This is a genomic window from Atrimonas thermophila (assembly GCF_045864955.1).
Taxonomy (GTDB): Bacteria; Atribacterota; Atribacteria; order Atribacterales; family Thermatribacteraceae; genus Thermatribacter; species Thermatribacter velox.
In genome coordinates this window covers 43,098-63,427 of sequence record NZ_AP028803.1, presented here as the reverse complement: position 1 = coordinate 63,427, position 20,330 = coordinate 43,098, and the positions used below count along the sequence as shown (strand labels likewise).

Annotated in this window: 18 protein-coding genes and 1 riboswitch; of the genes, 3 read left to right on the top strand and 15 right to left on the bottom strand. The window is 47.7% G+C overall.

Annotated elements, in window-relative coordinates:
• Window position 1: 1 nt before the first annotated feature.
• The 5 genes from fliD to ACKTT1_RS00280 all read right to left on the bottom strand — a co-directional run bounded on the left by fliD (window position 2) and on the right by ACKTT1_RS00280 (window position 8,203).
• Complete coding sequence (gene fliD / locus ACKTT1_RS00300) at window positions 2-1,969, bottom strand: flagellar filament capping protein FliD (protein WP_412709743.1); 1,968 nt, start codon at window positions 1,967-1,969, stop codon at window positions 2-4.
• Window positions 1,970-1,980: 11 nt separating this feature from the next.
• Window positions 1,981-2,364, bottom strand: a complete 384-nt coding sequence (locus ACKTT1_RS00295) for a flagellar protein FlaG (protein WP_412709742.1) — start codon at window positions 2,362-2,364, stop codon at window positions 1,981-1,983.
• Window positions 2,365-2,429: 65 nt separating this feature from the next.
• Window positions 2,430-3,902 (bottom strand): flagellin, encoded by a 1,473-nt coding sequence (locus ACKTT1_RS00290; protein ID WP_412709741.1) that lies wholly within the window; start codon window positions 3,900-3,902, stop codon window positions 2,430-2,432.
• A gap of 205 nt (window positions 3,903-4,107) precedes the next feature.
• Window positions 4,108-5,784, bottom strand: a complete 1,677-nt coding sequence (locus tag ACKTT1_RS00285; RefSeq protein ID WP_412709740.1) for a tetratricopeptide repeat protein — start codon at window positions 5,782-5,784, stop codon at window positions 4,108-4,110.
• Entirely contained in the window at window positions 5,774-8,203 is a 2,430-nt protein-coding gene (locus ACKTT1_RS00280; RefSeq protein ID WP_412709739.1) for a methyltransferase domain-containing protein, read from the bottom strand. Before ACKTT1_RS00280 ends, ACKTT1_RS00285 begins: the two co-directional genes overlap by 11 nt.
• 368 nt (window positions 8,204-8,571) lie before the next feature.
• Window positions 8,572-8,761: riboswitch (cobalamin riboswitch) on the top strand.
• Window positions 8,762-8,842: 81 nt separating this feature from the next.
• Here ACKTT1_RS00280 and ACKTT1_RS00275 point away from each other — a divergent pair.
• Window positions 8,843-9,325, top strand: a complete 483-nt coding sequence (locus ACKTT1_RS00275) for an ECF transporter S component (protein WP_369018114.1) — start codon at window positions 8,843-8,845, stop codon at window positions 9,323-9,325.
• Window positions 9,322-10,056: a hypothetical protein gene (locus tag ACKTT1_RS00270; RefSeq protein ID WP_369018115.1), complete on the top strand. Its 735-nt coding sequence runs from the start codon at window positions 9,322-9,324 to the stop codon at window positions 10,054-10,056. The genes ACKTT1_RS00275 and ACKTT1_RS00270 overlap by 4 nt, the downstream gene beginning before the upstream one ends.
• Here the strand turns inward: ACKTT1_RS00270 and ACKTT1_RS00265 are convergent.
• The 7 genes from ACKTT1_RS00265 to xseA form a co-directional block, all read right to left on the bottom strand.
• Window positions 10,053-11,048 carry a zinc-dependent alcohol dehydrogenase family protein gene (locus tag ACKTT1_RS00265; protein WP_412709738.1) on the bottom strand — a complete coding sequence of 332 codons (996 nt, stop codon included), beginning with the start codon at window positions 11,046-11,048 and terminating at the stop codon, window positions 10,053-10,055. The two genes, ACKTT1_RS00270 and ACKTT1_RS00265, sit on opposite strands and share 4 nt — an antisense overlap.
• Complete coding sequence (locus ACKTT1_RS00260; protein ID WP_412709737.1) at window positions 11,029-11,970, bottom strand: NAD-dependent epimerase/dehydratase family protein; 942 nt, start codon at window positions 11,968-11,970, stop codon at window positions 11,029-11,031. Before ACKTT1_RS00260 ends, ACKTT1_RS00265 begins: the two co-directional genes overlap by 20 nt.
• 7 nt (window positions 11,971-11,977) lie before the next feature.
• Window positions 11,978-12,829, bottom strand: coding sequence for a carbohydrate ABC transporter permease (locus ACKTT1_RS00255; protein ID WP_369018118.1), 852 nt, complete (start codon window positions 12,827-12,829; stop codon window positions 11,978-11,980).
• Window positions 12,830-12,838: 9 nt separating this feature from the next.
• Window positions 12,839-13,690, bottom strand: coding sequence for a carbohydrate ABC transporter permease (locus ACKTT1_RS00250; RefSeq protein WP_412709736.1), 852 nt, complete (start codon window positions 13,688-13,690; stop codon window positions 12,839-12,841).
• Window positions 13,691-13,752: 62 nt separating this feature from the next.
• A complete protein-coding gene (locus ACKTT1_RS00245; protein ID WP_412709735.1) occupies window positions 13,753-15,375 on the bottom strand; it encodes an ABC transporter substrate-binding protein in 1,623 nt (540 codons plus the stop codon).
• Between the two features lie 164 nt (window positions 15,376-15,539).
• Window positions 15,540-15,797: an exodeoxyribonuclease VII small subunit gene (gene xseB, locus ACKTT1_RS00240; RefSeq protein ID WP_412709734.1), complete on the bottom strand. Its 258-nt coding sequence runs from the start codon at window positions 15,795-15,797 to the stop codon at window positions 15,540-15,542.
• On the bottom strand, window positions 15,778-17,157 hold the full coding sequence (gene xseA, locus ACKTT1_RS00235; protein WP_412709733.1) for an exodeoxyribonuclease VII large subunit: 1,380 nt from the start codon (window positions 17,155-17,157) through the stop codon (window positions 15,778-15,780). Before xseA ends, xseB begins: the two co-directional genes overlap by 20 nt.
• Window positions 17,158-17,233: 76 nt before the next feature.
• Between xseA and ACKTT1_RS00230 the strand changes: the two genes are divergently transcribed.
• On the top strand, window positions 17,234-18,292 hold the full coding sequence (locus tag ACKTT1_RS00230) for a 3-isopropylmalate dehydrogenase (RefSeq protein WP_369018123.1): 1,059 nt from the start codon (window positions 17,234-17,236) through the stop codon (window positions 18,290-18,292).
• A 35-nt stretch (window positions 18,293-18,327) separates the two neighbouring features.
• On the opposite strand, the gene ACKTT1_RS00225 is transcribed toward ACKTT1_RS00230, so the two are convergent.
• Genes ACKTT1_RS00225 through ACKTT1_RS00215 form a run of 3 tightly spaced genes read right to left on the bottom strand, consistent with a single transcriptional unit; the run spans window position 18,328 to window position 20,323 of the window.
• A complete protein-coding gene (locus ACKTT1_RS00225; protein ID WP_412709732.1) occupies window positions 18,328-19,182 on the bottom strand; it encodes a hypothetical protein in 855 nt (284 codons plus the stop codon).
• Window position 19,183: 1 nt separating this feature from the next.
• The gene (locus ACKTT1_RS00220) at window positions 19,184-19,684 is read right to left on the bottom strand and encodes an isoamylase early set domain-containing protein (RefSeq protein WP_412709731.1); all 501 of its coding nucleotides are present in this window, start codon (window positions 19,682-19,684) and stop codon (window positions 19,184-19,186) included.
• Window positions 19,685-19,723: 39 nt separating this feature from the next.
• Complete coding sequence (locus ACKTT1_RS00215; RefSeq protein WP_412709730.1) at window positions 19,724-20,323, bottom strand: RNA polymerase sigma factor; 600 nt, start codon at window positions 20,321-20,323, stop codon at window positions 19,724-19,726.
• Window positions 20,324-20,330: the final 7 nt, after the last annotated feature.

Here is a 20,330-nt window from a genome sequence, read left to right as displayed (position 1 = left end):
TTTAACTTCCCTGATTACTATTTGACTGGGTGAGAGCAGAGAGGCTGGCCAGCTGCTGCGTAAGCCAGGCACCCTGAGTTTGAAAAGCAGCCAGCGCTTCTTCAAGAGCCACGAACTGCTTACGCCAGAGTTCTTCCTGCCGGCTCAAGCGCTCTTCAAGAACCTCTATTCGTTCATCGATATCTCGAATCAAACCCTGGTAAAGGTCTTGATTGCTCTTAACTATTCCCTCATAGGGGTCAACTATAAAATCGAGAGACTCCTCAAGTATAGTTCCAATACCCTGGCTCAAAATCACTGCCCCCTGAGCGCTTCCCTGTAAAGCCAGCTCAGAAGCAGAAAGTGTAACTCTCAGAGTAAGGCCCTCCACCAGAGTTCCCGCTCCACCTATAAGCACTTGGCCGGTGCCAGTCGCCGCATACCCTCCAATGGTTCCTGCCACATCCACCCCCTGCCCGGTAAGCTCTGCAGTGCCAATCCCTGTGCTCCGGGGCAAAGATGCATCAACGTTAGATACTACGGTGAAGGAATTGCTTGAACCATACAGACGGTGCTCTAAAACCAGCTTGCCCCCTTCATTGCGAGCTTCCACCAGGACCCCATTAGCCTCCAGGGTAGAGTTAATGGTTGCCACCACTTCGTCCAAGGTCATGCCTGCCGTCAAATCAACCACCACCGAGCCGTTGAAAGTAAGGGTTTCGTCCTGACCCAGGGGGTCACTGCCAAGCGAAGCAGATGCCTCAACTCGCCCCTTTTCTGCGGCCTGGGTGATGACCACATCCAGATTGCTTTCTTCAAGCACACTTTCCACACTTGAAGGCGCGTTAATCACTTCCACATCCGTATCAGTTGTTACCACACTGCTTACAAAAAGTTTTTTCACTTCTTCCAGGTTGTTCTGAAGTGCTATGTCGAGTTTGTTTTCATCCAAGCTTAGTCTTCCATAGCGGTCCACCGAAATACCTATTTCAGCCACGCTCTGGAAATAGGAGCTTTCCACCCTTCGAAAGAGATCGCTGAGTATCTGAGACTGAATGCGTTGCAGTGAAGTATCCCCAAACAGGACACCTGCTACACCAGTATCAGCGTTAAAGGAAGTGTTTTCGGAAACAAAGTCCTGAAACTCGTTGAATCTGGCCACAAAATCCCTGATGCCGCTTTCGATGCTCTCCAGGTCATCTTCAACTGTTAAAACAACACTCTGGGTACTTACCGCTTTAAGGTTCAAGCTCACTCCCGGGATCAGGTCTTCAATCAGATTGGAAGAACTCTCATAGACAAGAGGTGTTGCCCCACCTTCTGAAGTGCCCAGGGAAACGCGCGCATTTTGAGCAGGTTGAATGTCGTAAAAATCGGAAAGCGTAGCTTCTCCTCCAAAAAGAGCAGAGGCAACCGTAATTGCTCCATCAAGACCAGTTTGCTTGCTGGAGAGAAGAAGCTTGTAACCATCTGAGGTATTCACTATTGAAGCGCTTACTTCCGCTTCTGAGCTGTTTATAGCATTTTTTATTCCCTCTAAGGTGTTATTGGAAGCGTCAATGGTGATTTCCACCGCTTCCCCGCCTCCCACCTGGATGGTTATCACGCCTTCTCCAAAGGTGGTGGTATCGTAGTCGGCGTAGGAAGATGAGGTAGCTATCTGGTGAGCGTAGGCGAGCTGTTCCACCCGGAGAAGGTAAGTCCCGGTTACCGCCGAAGAGGTCGCTGAAGCACTGATAATGCTTTCATCGCTCACGGAGACCGCTTTTCCCTCAAAGGTACTCTCTGAAGCCAGGCTCGATGCAGCCGTCTGCAGGGCTAAAAGTTTGGTATTTGCCTCCTGCCACAGAGCAATTTTTTGCTCGTACCTTGACTTGCGCTCCTCAAGCCGGGTGATGGGTATGCGCTCCACCTCAAGGAGCTGGTTGATGATGTCAGTGGTATTCAAACCCGAAATCAGGCCATCAATGCTTAAGAGTCCACTACTCACTGTACTCCCCCTCAGCGTAGCTCATCCACGAAAAGTCCTGCCAGCTCTTGAAGCTTAGCAAGCATGTCCAGGAATTTTTCAGGCGGAATCTCCCGGATGATCTCTCCGGTTTCCTTGTTGACCAGGCGGGCTATGACCTCACGAGTGGGCTCGTGTATCTGGAAACGTAGTTCTATGTCCAGAGTACGCATGAATTGGTTGAGTGCTTCGATGATTTCCTTGAGTCTGTTGAAATCCACTTTTTCTGCGCTTGTTTCCTGATTCTTTTTCTGCAAAAAGGCGACTTCCAGAGTGCCCTGCGTTTTTTCCAGGGAAGAAGCTTTGTCCAGCACATCCTGGGTGTCTATCAACCTATTTTGAGCTATCGCTTGCTCTCCAGGCGGGTTAACACGCATCGTCAATCACCTTCCCTCCGTCCTCAAAAGGGGGCGGAGAGCCGCCCCCTTCGCTTCCTCCATTGTTATACCCTGAGAAGCTGGAGCACCGACTGGGGTAGCGTGTTGGCCTGGGCAAGCATGGCAGTGCCTGCCTGAAGCAGAATTTGCGCCCTGGTGAACTCCATCATTTCTGCTGCCATGTCCACATCGCGGATTCGAGACTCTGCTGCGGTGAGGTTTTCCTGAGCCACCCCAAGGTTGGCAATGGTGTGCTCCAAACGGTTCTGATACGCACCGAGTTTGGAGCGCTCAGTGGAAACAGTGTTGATGGCGTTGTCAATTGCAGTGATTGCGTTTTCTGCGTTGCTGGCAGAGGTTACATCGATGCTGTCAACACCCAACGCTTGAGCGCTCATATCGTTGATGCTTACGGTCAGAGTCTGGTTCTCATTGGCACCGATATGGAGCACCACGGCACCAGAGGGATCCACCACTGCACTAAAGCTTATCGAACCTCCACTACCGAGCTGGAGCTTAGAAGGATCGATGGTCACCGAGAGCCCATCAGCAGCATCACCGCTTGCATCCAGGGTGAGTGTTGCCCCAACACCTTCTGCAGCTACACCATTAATGGTGCCCACGATGTCCGTTCCAGCAGCAGAAAGTACTTGTTCTGAACCAGCAGTCAAGCCGAGTGCCTGAAGTAGTGCGTTATTACCAGATACGTTAATAGTTGCATCGCTTCCATAATCCTCAGTGGTGAGGTAGAGACCCCCGTTCGTGCCTCCTGTAGAAGCAATGACACCGGTTTGACCACTGACATTGTTGATTTTCAAAATAACATTGGCCAGGCTATCACCAGCAGCGATATCCACAGACACCCCGTTGATTACTAAAGTTCCAGCTTGACCACCTGTAAAGGCTGCCGCATCTCCTAAAGTGGCCTGCGAAGCGTTGGAAGTAATGGTTACCGTATACACTCCCGCTTGGGTTTCAGCACCTGGTGTAACTTCGCTAACCAGCGCCTGCAAATCAGCATCGGCTATACTACTTCCTGCAGCATAGGCAGTTCCATTCACCGTAGAAGCTGCACCTGCTACACTACCGTTTTGAGCGCTGGTTGCATAACCTGCAGTCCCGTCCAGAAGCTTTTTGGTGTTGAATTCAGTGGTTTCGGCAATTCTGTCCAACTCGTCAATGAGTTGGTCAATCTCCTGCTGAATTTGAGCCCGGTCTTCTGAGGTGAGCGTATCGTTTGCTGCTTGGACAGCAAGCTGCCTCATGCGTTGCAAAATGGAGTGCGTTTCGTTCAGCGCTCCCTCTGCAGTCTGAATCATCGAAATGCCGTCCTGGGCGTTGCGGGATGCTTGAGAAAGCCCCTTGATCTGGCCGCGCATTTTTTCTGAAATGGCCAGGCCCGCTGCATCATCAGCTGCACGGTTGATACGCAAACCCGAAGAGAGGCGCTCTAAAGACTTAGAAAGCGCGTTGTCCGTTGCCACCAGGTTACGGTGAGCATTTAAGGCAGTTATGTTTTGATTAATCCGAAGACCCATTCAAATCAACCTCCTCCATAAGGTTTTTAATTGGCTTCCCTGCCTGTCAAGGCTTACACCACACCCTAAAAACCACCAAAAACCGGTTTTCGTTCGCTACTTCTTCTTTATGCATCTATCACCTCCCGGAAATTTGAGTTCATATATAAATATCGGCACTATCTTTCCAAACTTTAGGGTTTGAAAAGAAATTTTTCCAAAAATCTCACTTTTGCTCCAGAATCTCCTTCATTTGAGAAAGCAGAACCCTGGCTTCAGCAACCCTTCCCTCTTCAAGTAAAAAGCGAAAGAGATTACTGCGGGCATCAGGATGGGCAGGATTTGCTTCGAGCGCTTTTTTAAAATACATCTCTGCATTTTCCCTGTCCCCAAGCTTCACCATTGCAACTCCCAGATTGTTTAAAAGATCAGGGTTGTCTTCTGAAAACTCACTTGCCTTTTCAAAACACTCTTTCGCCTTTTCATTTTCTCCCGCAACCAGGTAACACTCACCCATTTTCTGATACAAATCGCCCCAGGAAAACCTGAAAAAGACCATTAAAGACTTGCTCTTTCTGTAATCAACGCTGAAAACTTTCTCAAAACACTCTAAGGCTCTGGGATACTCCCCTTTTCTGTGATGGGCAAGTCCCAGGAGGTAATAAAGATCTGGAAGATAAGGCTCCCTTTCACGCACAGTATCGAGGTGCACAAATGCTTCCGCAAAGTTCTCCTCTCTAATTGCAATCCAGGCCAAATCAAGGTGTGCAGTCAATACCGCAAAGTTAAAATCCCGAGAAATAGTCAGTACTTGCCGTAAGTAACTTTTTGCTTCTTCAACTCTACCTTTAAGGAAACAATCTCGCCCCAGATAAGACAGTGCATCAAGATTTTCCGGGTTTTCCTGAATTTCCTTCAGAAGGAGTTCGTAGTTCCTTGAAAAAACTTTCCAGGTTGTTTTTTCCCGGTCCGTGTAACCGTAATGGTAAATAAAAATGTTGTGCAGCTTGAAGACTTTCTTTCCCAGCTCAACTAAAGACCCTTCTACTGTTTCGTGTATTCTACCCCGATAGCGGATTTCCGGCCGCCTCCTGAAAACTCGCACCAGATAGTTAAGCATGTAAGTCCTTTCTTGAGGGTCTAAAAAGTTTTTGATGGGCAACATGAACGCTTCATGACTTGTGTAAGTAAGGATCAAGCGCAGCTTCTTCAGATCTTCGGGAAACATTGCCTCATCGGCGTCCAGAAAGAGCACCCATTCTCCCTGAGCTCTCTCCAGAGCTTCGTTCTTGGCGGCTGAGAAGTCCTCACGCCATCCGTGAAAGTATACCCGGGCTCCAAAAGAACGTGCTACTTCTACACTGCGGTCGGTAGAGCCGGTGTCAACTACCACCACCTCGTCAACATATCCACTCAGCGAGGAAAGAAGTCGGGGAAGGTTTTGCTCCTCATTTTTCATGATGGTACAGGCACTCAAGCTGGGAAGTTTGGTGGAATGGGTAAAAAAATGCTCGGTTACCCAGGAGAGGTTCTCGAGCGCATCCTCAAGATTGGGATTAAGGCTCACTGCTTTTGCAAAAGCTGATTTGGCATCGCTTAAGCGTGAGAGCCCAAGGTATGCTGCACCCAGGTTGTTCCAGCCCTCAGCGTAGTGGGGATTCACCTGCAGAGCTTTTTCGAAACTCCTTACCGCTCTTTTAAAATCTTTCTTTTGGTATGCCAGAAAACCCATAAGATTATACACAGAAGGAGAATCGGGAACTATTGCCTGTGCCCTTAAAAGGTATTTTTCTGCCTCTTCAAAACGGTCTTCTTTTATAAGCTGGTTGCTTTGCTCAAGCAAGGCTTCAAAACCACTGGGCTGAAGCTGCTCTCCGTGAGACACCGAAATCCTAATTGGCATTTTGAACCCTCCTACGATGTATTGCCTTCCCTAAATAAGCCGCCCATCTCTTCCAGGAATCTGGAAGACCGGGAAGTTCAAATAGTGCGTCAACGGCACTGATAAGTTGAGCTTGCTTTAGCGCATCAAGCGGACCTGGAACTATCAGAATGTCTGGCGAGTCTTCAGGGTCAAAACCCAGTTCCAACACTGTCTGAGAAACTTTTTGAAAAACTACCTCTTCTTCGCCCTCCTCATACAAAACTAAAGTTACCTCATCTTGGGGCGAAAAATTGGTGAGATACCACTTGAGCACCTCTTTTGAAAAGGGCGCAAGATACGTTGTTGAGCGAGCTCCGTCCAATGGATAGGGTTCAATTCGCAGGGGTACAATGTGCTTTTCGGGGTTAAACACGTCTTGGAGCAGAGAATCAATGCGATAACCGACCTCGATGGGCAAGTTTTTCGGAAGCCCCCACTTGCTTTTGAATTTTTCCCAGTTGGAGCACATAAGCTTGTGGTAATCGATTCGCTCGCCCTGGAAGGTCCTACCCCCAAAATGGTGTATAAAAACATCATGGGCAACCTTTATCTTGAAACCGGCAAGTTGCGCTCGGATGCAGAAATCATCATCTTCAAAGTTACCCAGACCAAACCGGGGGTCAAAGCCTCCGATCTTCTCGACGACCTCACGCTTCACAAGCATGCAAAAACCTATCACTCGCAAAGCCTCTCCCCAGTTTCTGGAATTCTTTTGGCTCCAACTTCGTGCAAATTCCTGCATCGCGTCCAGATTATCTCCATAGGGAACGTTTCTAACTACCTGTTGTCCAGCTACGTAATTGGAACGCGGACCAACGATACCAACACGAGGGTTAGATTCAGCACAGGCCATAAGTCTTTTGAGCCATCCTTCGGTTACTACCACATCGTTATTGAGAAATACCACATAATCGCCTTTCGCCTCAAGAAGTCCTCGGTTGTTACCCAGTGCAAATCCTAAGTTACAACCGTTTTCAATGAGTCTCACATCGGGCTGTTGTCTGAGATATTCAACCGTTCCATCGGTTGAGCCATTGTCCACAACGATGACTTCATGGGGTTCCGGAGTATATTTGCGTATGCTGTCCAGACACTTCTGGGTATACTCGAGGTTGTTGCGAGTGAGGATGATGATAGAAGTAAGCCGAGGTAAATCCTTTTTAGTCGCAGAAACTAAATACTGATATACTCTGCTTTCCTCCTGAAGGTTCTGGGGGTTTAGCCCCCATTTTTTTAGGTCTCCAATCAAGCCAGCAGGAATTTCTTCTCCACGAAGTGAAGTAGTGTACAGCCCTTCTATGGTAAAACCAATTTCTTTAAACATCTTCACCAGGGAAGATGCAGTAAAGAAGCGCAAATGAGTGCGATCCAGGATGCCAGCTTCCTGGTACTCCCATTTTCCCTCAAGAAGAGCCTTGATTACGCTCCAGTGGCGCACGTTGGGAACGCTTGCTACAATTTGACCACCACTTCTTAAAATCCTTTTGGTTTTTTTGAGTGCTTCCCAGGGGTCAATAAAATGTTCCAAAACATCCGCAAAAATCACACAATCAAAATAACCAGAAGGCAAGTCCCCCACTATCTTTTCGTAGTCGCCAACTATGACTTTATCAAGATTGTCAGAGGCCACTTCTGCAACCCGGGGGTTAATTTCCACACCCCAGACTTCGCAATCTCTTTCTTCTTTCAGAGTTTTCCCGAGATTCCCCTCACCACAACCCACATCCAGCACCTTACTGCATCCAGGCATGATAAGATTGCGCACCTCAGGTCTTGAATATGAGTAATAACCAGCTGGTTCTCTCCTTTTCTCTGCAACAACTGGATTGGTCGCAACAGACAAACTCCAGCGCTCCTTCCAGCGGGTAACCTCTCTCTCAAAAACCATCTGTGTTGAGCGCTCAAGCTCTCCCTTGCATCCAACCCCAACCACCGTATGGGGAAAACGGGGGTGTCCCACCCACTCCACAAAGCGATAACCAAATTTTTGCAGTAAACTTTTGAACCCCTCCGGCGTAAAGCGCCAGTAATCAAAAGGATAATCATGAATTGGAAAATTCATCACTGAGCTGATTACCACGAACCCACCTGGCTTTAAAATTCGGTATACTTCATCCATTGCCCTGCGCACAAATTCAACATGTTCAAGCGTATCCATCACCAAAACTGTTCCTACCGCACCATCGGGAAGCTCAATATTATGAAGATTCAAAATACAATCAACACCAGGTCCCGGACGCATATCGCAACCCACATATTGCTTCCCTGGAAAGAAAGGTCGCAAATCAGCGAATCCTTCCTGACCCGCCACCTGGAGCGAACCAAATTCATAAATGGGTTCCTGAAAAGGCAAAAGAGGCACTATAACCCGAACGAAATCCTTGATTATTTCCCGCACCGACAATAACCCTCCGAACTTTTGCTTTTTTCGAGATAAAAAAGCTTGCCAAAGCACTCAAAATTCAAAAAAGTGCCAAAATCCTTAGATGTCCTGATGTTACTTCCTTGTGAAGATTTTTGCTTCCTTTCCCAAAAATTTATTTGAAAGAGCTTCACTGCAAAAAAGAAGTCTTTGAAATAATAAATAATCCGGTCTCAGCCCAACACGAATCAAAATCAGAAAAAACTGCGCGTACTTGTAACAAAGAAAAACCTGCGGAGAGGTTCGCTCTATGGTGAAAACAGTAAAGAAAATAATTCTCCACCCAAAGCACCTAACTCTTGAAAATTCTCTACTCTTTGCTATCATACACTCAGAAAGTGAATACTGGCTCAACCCTTCGTGGTTGCTCCTTCGGGGAGCTGAAAAGGGAAACCGGTGCAAGTCCGGTGCGGACCCGCCGCTGTGAGAGGGAGCGAAAGGTGTAAAAAGCCACTGGCTGAATAAGCTGGGAAGGCGCACCGAGTAGGCTGAAGCCCTCAAGCCAGAAGACCTGCCACGAAAGGATGGGCGAGGATGAAGGCAAAGTCCTCGGCTCAAAGCATGCTTTGGGTCGGGGACTTTATTTTTAATAAGCAAAATAAAGGAGGTTATACCATGTCCAAATCAGCCTATGCTCAGTCAACTGTAGCACGCTTGACTATTACAGCGACCCTGATTGCTCTTTCTGTGGTGGGCTCTTACCTCAAAATACCCTCACCAACCGGAACAGTTGCTCTCGACTCTCTTCCTGGATTTTTGGGAGCAATTCTTCTGGGGTATCCAGAAGGAGCAGTTATTGGGTTTTTGGGCCATATTCTCACCTCGCTCAACGTGGGATTTCCTCTGGGTTTGCCAGTGCATCTTCTCATTGCCTGCGAGATGGCGGTTATATGTGTACTTTTCAGGCTGCTCTATCAGAAAAACCGTATTCTGGGTATAGCTTGTGGTGTCTTTCTTAATGGTGTTTTGGCACCAGCTACTCTTGTTCCAGTCTTTGGGTGGGGATTTTTTACCGGGATTGTGGTTTCTCTGCTTGTGGCATCAGCAGTGAATATAATCCTTGCCTCCTTAATTTTTGAAATGCTCAAGAAGCGATGAATAGACGCGATGCGGTATTTATCAAAATAAACGAAAAGGAACTCATGCTTGTTGCCTGCGACTCCTTAGGTGGTATAGGCCCCAAAAGCATGGATTTTGTAAAAGCAGAGGTTGCAACCTGTGCAAAATATACTTTCCGGGTCGCTCTTTCTGAAATCCTGAGTTTAGGAGGAAATCCCATTGCTTTTTCGTTAACTCTTTCCACTGAACCCTATCCCTTTATCGAACAAGCGTTATCGGGCATCAAGGGGGAGCTTGAGGCTTGTGGCCTCAGCCCCCTTCCTTTCGTGGTCTCTTCAGAAAAGAACTTCCCCACCCATCAAACTGGCCTGGGCGTAACCGTGATTGGCATGGTAAACCATGAGGAGCTAATTTTTGAAAAAAGCTGCGAAGGTCTTAACGTGTTCCTCTTGGGAAGCCCTGCGGTTGGAGAAGAAGTGCTTGCAAAGCAAAATGAAATTGCTGGTCCTTCCGACATCATTGCTCTGCGAGAAAGCGTGTTGTGTGGAGACATCATCCCGGTGGGGTCCAAGGGAGTGTTCTGGGAACTAACGACATTTCTGCAAAGCACCGGACTCACCGTAGAGATTGAAAACCCCTTCCCGCTTCCACTTTACAAAAGCTGCGGCCCCGCAACGGCACTTCTTTTCACCACTTGGGAAGAGGAAAAAAAAATACACAAGGTTTCAAAAAAACCACTTTTTCGATTAGGAAAACTCAGAAAGACCTAAATTGAAAGCACTGCAGAGGCACGGATTTTGCTCTCCTTGAGCAACAAAAGCGCTCGATTGGCTTCTTCAAGCGGGAACACTTCAATTTGTGTTTTGAAATGCAGCCTTCTGGAAAGTTCAATAAGCTCCTGTACGTCCTTTCTGGTGCTATTTGCCACGCTCTGTATACAGCGCTCTTTATAAACCAAGTCATAAGGAAGCTCTGGAATTGGAGTGGAATAAATACCTGCTGTTATCACCCGTCCCCCCGGACAGAGGTATTCAAGGGCCACCTTCACCAGATGCCCGGCGGGAGCGAAAATGATTGCTGCATCAAGCTTTTCAGGCGGTACATCCTCAGCCCGACCCACAAAAGAGGCACCAAGCTCTCGAGCGAGCTTCTGGTGTTCCGGAGAACGGGTAAAGACAAATACCCGAACACCTTCAAAAAGTGCCATCTGGGCAACTAAGTGCGCTGAAGAACCAAACCCAAAAAGTCCCAGTATCTCGCCTTTCTTTACCTTGCTCTGCCGATAAGCTCGATAACCAATAACTCCACCACAAAGAAGAGGAGCAAATTCCACATCTTCATACCCTTCAGGAATCGGATACGCGGCTTCCTCTCTAAAAATTGCAAACTCGGCGTAACCCCCGTCCAGGTCATAACCAGTAAACAACGCATTTTCACAGAGATTTTCCATACCCTGTCTGCAAAAGCGGCATACCCCGCACACCTGGTTTATCCAAGGTACACCAACCCTCTGACCTACCTCAAGGTTGTTTACTTTCTTTCCTCTTTCAACCACTTTTCCCACAATCTGGTGGCCAGGAACAAGCGGGAGTTTATGGGGAGGAAGTTCGCCCTCCACGATGTGTAAATCGGTATGGCACACTCCACAGGCAGCGACTTTTATCAAAACTTCATCGTCCCGCACTTCTTGAAGCGCAATTTCCTTGAGGAGCAGTGGAGAAGTCTCCACCAGAGCCGTTCGCTCAAGAACCATGGCCCGCATCTTGCATCTCACCTTGGAAAAAGTTGAAAGTTTTCTTTAACCCTTCCCAAAGGTCTACCTCTGGCACCCAGCCCAGAATCCTTCGCGCTTTCTCACAAGAAAGCGCAATGTGGTTGATTTCCCCCTTGCGTTCTTTTTCGAAAACAACCTCCACCTTTCGACCCGAAATTTTCTCAAGCAACTCCACAAGCTCCAAAACGCTGGTTTCTCTGCCAGTTCCAATATTGTAGACGCCCGAAGGTGCGAAGACGGCAAGCAGATTGGCCCGGGCCACATCTTCCACATACACGTAATCTCGAGTTTTTCTCCCATCACCGAAAACAACACAGGGTTTCCCCCGAAGAATCCTTCCGCAAAAAATAGCTACCACCCCAGCTTCACCCTGAGGGTCTTGACGCGGACCATAGACGTTACCATAGCGCAGGGCAACGTACTCAAGCCCCCACACCCGGTGATAATACTCAAGGTACATTTCTACACTTCTTTTAGCCACACCGTAGGGAGAAAGCGGAGAGGTAGCAGCACTTTCTTTTACCGGTAAAACATTTGGCTCACCATAAATGGCCCCACCCGTAGAGGCAAAAACGAACTTTTCAACCTGGAACTGGCGGCTGAGCTCAATCAGGTTCAAACTTCCCAGAATGTTAATCCAGGCATCAAAGGTCGGATCCTCCACTGAGCGGCGAAGGTTAATCTGAGCCGCATGGTGATTGATAATATCTGGTTTTTCCTCTTCAAAAACCCTGCGCAAGGCAGCAGAATCAGTGATATCCACCTGATAAAAAGTGGCTGCGGGGTTCAAATTAGCTTTCTTTCCTGTCGACAGATCGTCGACCACCACCACCTGGTAGCCAGCAGCAAGGTAATTGTCAACCACGTGGGAGCCGATGAAACCGGCTCCCCCGCTCACCAGTACCTTCAAAAGGACATCAACCCTTCACCGCGCCCATGGTCAGGCCTCGAACGATGTATTTTTGCACCATCAAAGCAAGGATTGCTGGCGGCAAAATAGCCAAAAGCAGGCGCGTGGAAACATACCAGAACTGAACTCCCTGAGTATGTTCAGTACCGGCAATCACGATAGTCATGGGAATTGCCTGACGGTAAGTGAGAACCAGAGCAAAGAGAAACTCATTCCAGGTGAAGGCAAAGCAAATGATGGCCGTAGAAACCAGGGCAGGAGCAGCAAGAGGAAGGGCTACCCGCAGAAACGCTGTCCAGCGAGAACACCCATCCACCAGGGCTGCCTCTTCAAGCTCCACAGGGAGTTCTTTGAACATATCCCTCATAATTAAAACTGCAAAGGGCATGGTGAAAGTAGTATTCACCAGAACCAGTGCCAATCGGGTATCCAGAAGACCCAAGCTCTTTATGATCAAAAAGAAGGGAATCACCGTAGCTGCAGGTGGAAGGAAACGTTGCGAGAGAAACCAAAGCGCCATATCCTGGTTTTTCCACTTGCGAAACCTGAAGCGTGCCAGGCCATAACCAGCAAGAGAGCCCAGAGCAATAGCCAGTAAAGCCGCAGAAACCGAAATAACGATGCTGTTGGTTATTCCCTTCATAATTTCAGGACCACGCTGGGTAAACTCCATGTACCAGTTATCAAGGGTGGGCTTAAACTGCAACCAGGGCACAACAGACAATCTGAACACATCGATAGGTTTCTTGAAAGAAGTTATAACCGCCCAGTAAAAAGGAGTGACCACCCATATAAAGGTTATGACAATTACTATCCAGACCAGAACATCCACGATACCGAGTTTCTTTTTCTTCTTCACTTTATCACCTCATTCATACAGACTGCGGTATCTGCGGAAGAAAAAGATACCCACCGCCAACGACATGAACATGAGGAAATAGGCCATCGCTGAAGCGTAACCCAGGTCAAAGTTCCTTAGTCCCTGGGTATAAACATAAAAAGTAAGAGTTCGGGTAGCAGTTCCCGGCCCCCCGTTGGTCAGTGCAAATGGAATGTCAAAAACTTTAAAAGCATCGACCAAGCGAAGCATAATCACCGTTCCCAGCACTGGAGAAATCATGGGAAAAGTAATGTAGCGGAAGATATCCCAGCCGGAAGAGGTATCCAGAACTGCGGCTTCATACACTTCATCCGGTAAAGACTGCAAACCAGCCAACAAAATAATAAAAGCGAAAGGTGTCCACTGCCATACATCAACCATAATAACCGCAGTTCGCGCCCAGAAAATATCCGAAAGCCAGGGCACTTTGCCAAAACCAAGTGTTTGAAGCAAAATATTAATCGGTCCGTTTTCCTCGTAAAACATCATGACTCCCAGGTAACCCAGCGCGACCGGGGCAGTAAAAAGAGGGGTAGTCATTAAGGCTCTGAAAAAGCGCAAGCCCCGCATTTTGCGGTTAAAAACCAGGGCCAAAAGCAAGCCCAGGGAAACGGTGATGACCACGCTAAACATAACAAATAATAGAGTAAAACCCAGAACGCCCCAGAAGCGATAATCCTGAAACATACGGGCATAGTTGGCTAGACCGGCAAAGCCGGTTATTCGTCCGTAAGCAACTCGAGAAAGGCTTACTCGAAAAGAATACACCAGAGGAAAAATGGTGAAAAGAAGAACCCACACAATCCCTGGAATAACAAAAAAGCTTCCACGTTCTTTCATCGTTTCTCTCCCCTGAGTTGCAGGGGCCTTGGGAAAAGGCCCCTGCTTTTTAAAGGTCTCGACTATTTCTCTGGGATGTACCCTATAGCTTCCTGGTAAATCTTCTTCTGGTTTTCCCTGCCCAGACGATCGGTAATCGCATTCCAATCTTCTTTGGTCCTGCGTAGTGCTTCTTCAGGAGAAACCTGTCCAACCACTGCCTCTGAGAGGTGAATATCCCACACTTCCCAATACTCAGGAGTGCCAGGAATACGGAGGTAGGCCTGGCGCAGAGGATACTTGTACCACATTTCCTCATAAGCAGTTACGAACTGGCGTGCATCTTCTGCATCATATCCAGTCTGGACGTACTCTTCAATATCCGCATATCCGGTGGGCTTGAGAAGGTCATAAAGGGTACCCGGGTCAATACCTGTCCAGCCCCAGACTACGTTCCAGTGGTTAATTTCAGGGGTGGCCTGCCAGGACAGGAAGTAAGCAGCAAGGTCCTGCTTCTTGGAAAACTTGGAAATTACTCCATGCCAGGAGGCTCCTACGGTATTGGCAACGAAGTTTCTCTGGTTAACCCACTGCTGGGTTTCAAGATCATAGTACTTTTCGCTACCTGGAATGGGTGCAACACCAAGTTTACCTTTGATGTTGGAGCTTTCAGGAAGCTGGGACAGCGAGCCCACGTCGCCCCAGGAGAAGGTCAAAACAGCTTTTCCTCTCAAGAAAGCATCCCAGGCTTCGCCAAGGCTCCAGCCCCACATCGCTGATGGACCAGTCTTGGAAAGCTTGAGGAGCATCTTTAGCGCTTCAACAAAACCCGGGGTATCTACCAAGGGTTCCATGGTTTCCGGGTCAAACCAGTAAACATTGTGGTAACGAGTTACCTTGGTGGGATCATCTCCCGGAGCTGGTGCAACCACATAGGGCGCAGAGAGAGCCATGAAATGGAAGAAGCCCTGCCCACCAACTTTCAAGTGCATGGTAATACCGTAATCCTTTTCACCATCGCCATTCCAGTCCTTACCGTTGAAGAAGTCGCAAACGTCATAAACCTCTTCCCAGGTACGCGGAGGAACTGGCAAATCATAGCCCTTTTCTTGCTTAAAGAGCTCCTGCCACTTGGGATCGGTCAATATATCCCGACGGTAATAAAGCACCTGGCCATCATGGTCGTTGTTGAAACCGTACCAGGTTCCCTTCCATTGCAAAAGCTCTCGGATAGGAAGTAAAATGGAGTCTCTATCCCACTTGGGCATGCGAGGATCATCGAAATACTTGTCAATGGGCACAATCCAGCCATTGGAAACATAATCGCCGTAGAACCAGCTGGGACCAATTATCACGTCGTAATAACCAGTTCCGGTCATTAAATCGGTGAAAATCTTTTCACGAAGCTCACCAAAAGGTATTTCGACTATATCGTAGGTTGCCCCAGTAAGCTTCTCGAAGAAAGGACGCCAGAAGTAAAGCGGGCCAGAAATTGCACCACGAGGTCCTGCCGAATACACACCGATGGTAAATTTCTGTCCCTGCCAGGCCGGATCAGGATTCCCCTTATCGGCAGCTTGGAAAGCAGCTTCTGCAGTCTGAAGTTCCAACTCCGAAGTTTCCTCTTGAGCCAGAGCCAGGAAACTCCAAGTCAAAACGAGCACCACTGCTAAAGCCACAACCAACAATATCGAAGTTCGCTTCATTATAAGAAACCCTCCTTCCAATTTATAATTCACGTTTTACAAAGAACAAAACCCAGAAACCAAAATAGGACCAACACCCATCTGCCTCAAAAGACTCTTACTTCATCTCTCACCTCCCATTAAATATATCTTATTCAGCCTATCAATATTTATTCTAACATACCTTATGCATTGCAAAAACTGTCATCACCCTCGGACAAGGGCGTTTCTTCCGCCTCTAATTCTTTCTCCATTTTCAAAAATATGCTTTCCAACTCTTTCTCTACCTCTCGCAAGCGGTTTTTACAAAAGGAGCACAAAAAGGCTGCTCGCTTCACTTTTTCAAGCAGAGCATCAAGGTCCAGCTCTCCCTTTTCAAGCTCATTAACGATAGACTGTAGCTCTTCAATTGCCTGCTTGTAATCAATTTTCTCTTCCTTCATGGCTCTCCTCCACCCTGCTCATCAGTTTACCATCAAAAAGCCAGGTTTCAATACGCTGCCCAGGGGTAACTTCTCCAGCATACTTTATAATTTTACCTTCCAGAAAGGTGATACTATAGCCTCGCTTCAAAGCATTTTGAGGATCCAAAAGGCGTACCAGATTCTCGCTGTGCTCCATTTGCTGCCAGAACTCCCGCCATCGAGTTTTTGAAGCATACCGAACTCTCTGGATGAAATCTCTGAGCAACCTTGTCTTATCCTCCAAAACGTTAACGCTCAGGGTCTTCACGGCACGAAAATTCTCCTTCAGCAAGTAGTGATTTTTGCCCACATCGCGCTCACCAAGACGTACCAGGCGTTCTTTCAAAAGTTCAAGACGTACTTCGGTTTGCTCCAGAAAGCTTTCTGCATTCCTTTTAACTCGCTTTTCAAGGTCCAGCAGGAACAGCTCGAAATCCCGAGCACGACCAATGATGAACTCAGCTACGGCGGTTGGCGTCTTTAAGGAAGTATGTGCTACCATATCCAGAACTGATCGATCCCGCTGGTGACCTATACCGGTAATCACTGGAATGGGGAAATTGGCCACCTTTTTCGCCAGAGTATAGCTATCGAAAGAACTCAAATCGGTGCGTGACCCACCCCCACGAATAATAACCGCTACGTCGAAATAATCAACTCTTCGCTCCACCTCTTCAAGTGCTCGAATTAAAGAAACTTCTGCTTCTTCCCCCTGAACAAAAGCTGGGAAAAGACAGCACAGAAAACGGTATCCAAAAGCATTGCCCTGCAAATGATGTACAAAATCGCCCCACCCGGCTGCTTGTGGAGAAGAAACCACTGCAATGCGCTGGATGACCGGAGGTAGCAGTAAAGAAGCATTTTTCTCGAGCAACCCCTCCTTAGCCAAACAGGCAACGACTTCATTGCGCCGACGCATCATCTCTCCCAGGGAGAAGCGGGGATCAATATCTACTACTTCCAGTCTCAAGCCATGCACGGAGTGAAAAATTAACCTACCCAGAAGGAGCACCTTGAGGCCCTCGCGCAGTGTCTCGCCAGTTGTTTCCTCAAAGAAAGCACGAATCCGATTGAAATTATCCCGCCACATCAAAGCTTCCATTTTCGCCTTAAGCGCCTCGTCTTCCTTTTCCACCAGTTCCAGAAAGCAATGGCCATTCCGGCTCACCTTCAAAGCAGCGATTTCGGCAACTACCCACACTTCATCAGGAAAAAATCCTTCCAGGCAGACTTTCACCAGATAGGTGAGCTGGGAAAGCGTGAGATACTGCACATCTTTATCTGACGCAAAAAAGGAATCGAGGTGTTCCATTTTCCCAAATGGAAACTCAACTTCCAAAAGTGAATACCTCCTTTACCCTCCTTTCAGATTAAAATATAATGCTTGAAAAAGCAAACAGGGAAGGAGGCAAAAAATGAAAAACTACCGCATCGGTGTAATCCCTGGAGACGGCACTGGACCGGAAGTGGTGCGTGAGGGATTAAAAATACTGGAAGCAGCAGCCAGGAAATATGGCTTCAAATACGAAACCATTGTTTATCCCTTTGGTGGAGAACATTACAAAAAAACTGGTGAAACACTGCCAGACTCAGCAATCGAAGAATTCAAAAAGCTTGACGCATTGTACCTTGGCGCTATAGGCCATCCTGACGTAAAACCCGGGATACTGGAGCAGGGGATTTTGCTTAAAATACGTTTTTCACTCGACCAGTATATAAATCTCCGTCCTGTCAAGCTCTACCCAAATGTATGGACTCCCATAAAAGATAAAGGTCCAGAAGATATCGACTTTGTGGTGGTGCGCGAAAATACAGAAGGCCTGTACGTTGGGGCTGGAGGCTTCTTGCGTAAGGGAACTCCTTTCGAGGTCGCTATTCAAGAATCCATCAACACTCGCAAAGGAGTGGAACGTTGCATACGCTTTGCCTTCGAATACACCATAAAGCGCAACAAAAAGAAAAAACTGACTCTGTGCGGAAAGACCAACGTTCTCACCTATGCCTTTGACCTCTGGGAACGAACTTTTTATGAAGTAGCCAGAGAATATCCAGAAGTACAAACCGACTATGCACACGTGGATGCTACTACTATGTGGATGGTCAAAAACCCCGAGTGGTTCGACGTTATTGTAACCGATAATATGTTCGGCGACATCATCACTGACCTTGGGGCCATGATTCAGGGAGGCATGGGCGTTGCAGCAGGAGGAAACATTAACCCTGAAGGAGTCTCCATGTTTGAGCCTATCGGTGGTTCAGCGCCCAAATACACAGGTCAAAACGTGATTAACCCCATAGCCGCTATCTGTGCCTTAGGCATGCTCCTTGATAACATTGGAGAGAGTGAAGCATCACAAGCAGTAGAAAACGCGGTCATAAAAGCCTTGGAAACCGGAAAAATCAAAAGCATGAGTGCCGGAAAGATGGGACTGACCACACAAGAAGTAGGAGACTTAATCGCCTCCTTCATATAATGAAAAACAGGGCGGGCACCCCGCCCTGTTTTTGCTCACTCAAGAGGAGTACCTCCCTCCTGGGTAGGAGGACCTGAGGACGCATTGCTTCCCTCAAGAGGAGTTCCACCTTCCTGGGTAGGCGTGCCCGAAGAGGTAATACCTGGAGAACTGATAACCACCCCTTCTCCTGCTCCCAGGTCTGGTTTCTGCCTGGAGGAAGCGATGAGATTTTTAATTTCCATCTCCACCAAGCTCAAGTGGTCGTACTTGTTCACAGCCTCGCTAAGCACTGCCGCCACCCGCGAAGGGTCAATCCCCTCTCTACGCGCCCGTTCCAGAAGCCTGGTGAATTTTTTCAGCTCAGAGGGTGTAGCTCCCTTTTGAACAACTCCGGCAATTACCAAACCCGCCTGGTCTGGTGCAAAACCCAGCTCAACAAAAGCAGCCAGCGAATCAACAACCGATTCCAGACGCTTCCCATCTTTGTGCAATATCTCCTCCAGTACCTTTTGCAAATCTTCGGGAGAAGTCGAAGACTCAAAAACCAGCGCAAGATTGTAAAGCAAATCCTCTTTGTTAGCTACCCGAGCATCAACGCCCTGCAGGGTCTTTTTAGCCAGAAGCAAACTATCTTTTTTGCGCTCTAAGGTTTTAACCAGGTTATAGGGGAGAACCTTTTTTTTCAAGCCTTCTCCCAGCTTTAGCACCAGGGGTTCAGGAGAAATACCCTCCTGCCTTACTTCCTCCAGTATCTCAGATACCCTCTGCAAGAGATATTCCTTGTCCTCTTCTGCATAAAAAGAAGGAGCACCCTGGATAAGTGAAGCCACATTTTCTTCAGCAGCAAAAGCTACAAAGCCCCAGAAACTAAAGAGGAGGAAAAGAGCAAAAAAAAAGAACCTGCGCATACTACCCACCATTTACCACCAGAACCGAGTTAAAGCCGCCAAAACCGTCAGAAACCTTGCGTGGAGAAGCAGGATCTGGAACCCACTCCTGACCATCAATGACGAAAGCATACTGATATTTACCAGGCTTCAAACGAACGGTGATCTTCCAGCAATTGTCTCTTACTTTTTGCATAGCTAAAGCATCCCAGTTAGTAAAATCACCGGCCACAGCCACCGTGCGTGGGCTTTTTGAAGAAGGATAAAATATTAATTCCACTGTCCTGTATCCTGCAAGGTTGGTAACCTGGAACTCTGGAAGTAAGGGGAGATTAGTCAAAAAAATCAGCAAAAGGAAAACTCCCGCCAGAGCAAAAACTGCAAACTTTTTAGCTCTGCGATACCGGGTCAACATCAATTCTCTTCGATAAATCCTTTCCATTACCCGATCGCTCAAATCCTCGCCGGGCTCAAAACGAGGAAGGCAACTCAGATAATGTTCCAGGTCCTTCCTTTTAGCCATACTTATCACCTTCATTTATATATACGTTTCCTACCCCCCTCAGGTTTCAGAAACATCCGGGCCAAAATATTCTTGCAACCATTCTTTTAACTTCTTGCGCGCCCGGTGAAGATAAGTTTTCACCGTCCCCAATGGCAAACCAGTAATTTTAGCGATTTCCTCATAAGAAAGATTCTCGATGTGCCTTAAGACAATTACCTCCCTCAATTTAAGAGGAAGGCGGGCAATCGCTTTTTCCATTTCCAAAACCATTTCCTTATCAAGCACCACCCCGTCGGGATCAGAAAAAGCGCTCTGTTCAACAAGCTGCTCCAGCTCCTCCTCACCCTCCTCTCCCACAGGTTGGGAAAGGGAAAGAAAGGCAAACTTGCGGCGACGAAAAAAATCTCTACACACATTGAGGGCTATCCTGAAAATCCAGGTAGAAAATTCATACGAAGAATCGTACTTGCGCAAGGCACAGAAAGCTTTCACAAAAGTTTCCTGGGTAAGGTCCTCTGCCTCTTCGCGCTGGCGTACCATTCGAAAGACATAGCTGAAAACCGCTCGCTCGTACTTCTGCACCAGGAGACGAAAAAGCTCTGTATTGCCCTGCAGTACTTCCTGAATTATTTCCCGGTCGTTTTTTTTTAAAGACATAAATTAG

Coding starts and splice junctions, on each gene's coding strand:
- ACKTT1_RS00295 (WP_412709742.1), bottom strand. CDS start 2,364: ATGCGTGTTAACCCGCCTGGAGAGCAAGCGATAGCTCAAAATAGGTTG.
- ACKTT1_RS00290 (WP_412709741.1), bottom strand. CDS start 3,902: ATGGGTCTTCGGATTAATCAAAACATAACTGCCTTAAATGCTCACCGT.
- ACKTT1_RS00285 (WP_412709740.1), bottom strand. CDS start 5,784: ATGCCAATTAGGATTTCGGTGTCTCACGGAGAGCAGCTTCAGCCCAGT.
- ACKTT1_RS00275 (WP_369018114.1), top strand. CDS start 8,843: ATGTCCAAATCAGCCTATGCTCAGTCAACTGTAGCACGCTTGACTATT.
- ACKTT1_RS00270 (WP_369018115.1), top strand. CDS start 9,322: ATGAATAGACGCGATGCGGTATTTATCAAAATAAACGAAAAGGAACTC.
- ACKTT1_RS00265 (WP_412709738.1), bottom strand. CDS start 11,048: ATGCGGGCCATGGTTCTTGAGCGAACGGCTCTGGTGGAGACTTCTCCA.
- ACKTT1_RS00250 (WP_412709736.1), bottom strand. CDS start 13,690: ATGAAAGAACGTGGAAGCTTTTTTGTTATTCCAGGGATTGTGTGGGTT.
- ACKTT1_RS00245 (WP_412709735.1), bottom strand. CDS start 15,375: ATGAAGCGAACTTCGATATTGTTGGTTGTGGCTTTAGCAGTGGTGCTC.
- xseB (WP_412709734.1), bottom strand. CDS start 15,797: ATGAAGGAAGAGAAAATTGATTACAAGCAGGCAATTGAAGAGCTACAG.
- ACKTT1_RS00230 (WP_369018123.1), top strand. CDS start 17,234: ATGAAAAACTACCGCATCGGTGTAATCCCTGGAGACGGCACTGGACCG.
- ACKTT1_RS00225 (WP_412709732.1), bottom strand. CDS start 19,182: ATGCGCAGGTTCTTTTTTTTTGCTCTTTTCCTCCTCTTTAGTTTCTGG.
- ACKTT1_RS00220 (WP_412709731.1), bottom strand. CDS start 19,684: ATGGCTAAAAGGAAGGACCTGGAACATTATCTGAGTTGCCTTCCTCGT.
- ACKTT1_RS00215 (WP_412709730.1), bottom strand. CDS start 20,323: ATGTCTTTAAAAAAAAACGACCGGGAAATAATTCAGGAAGTACTGCAG.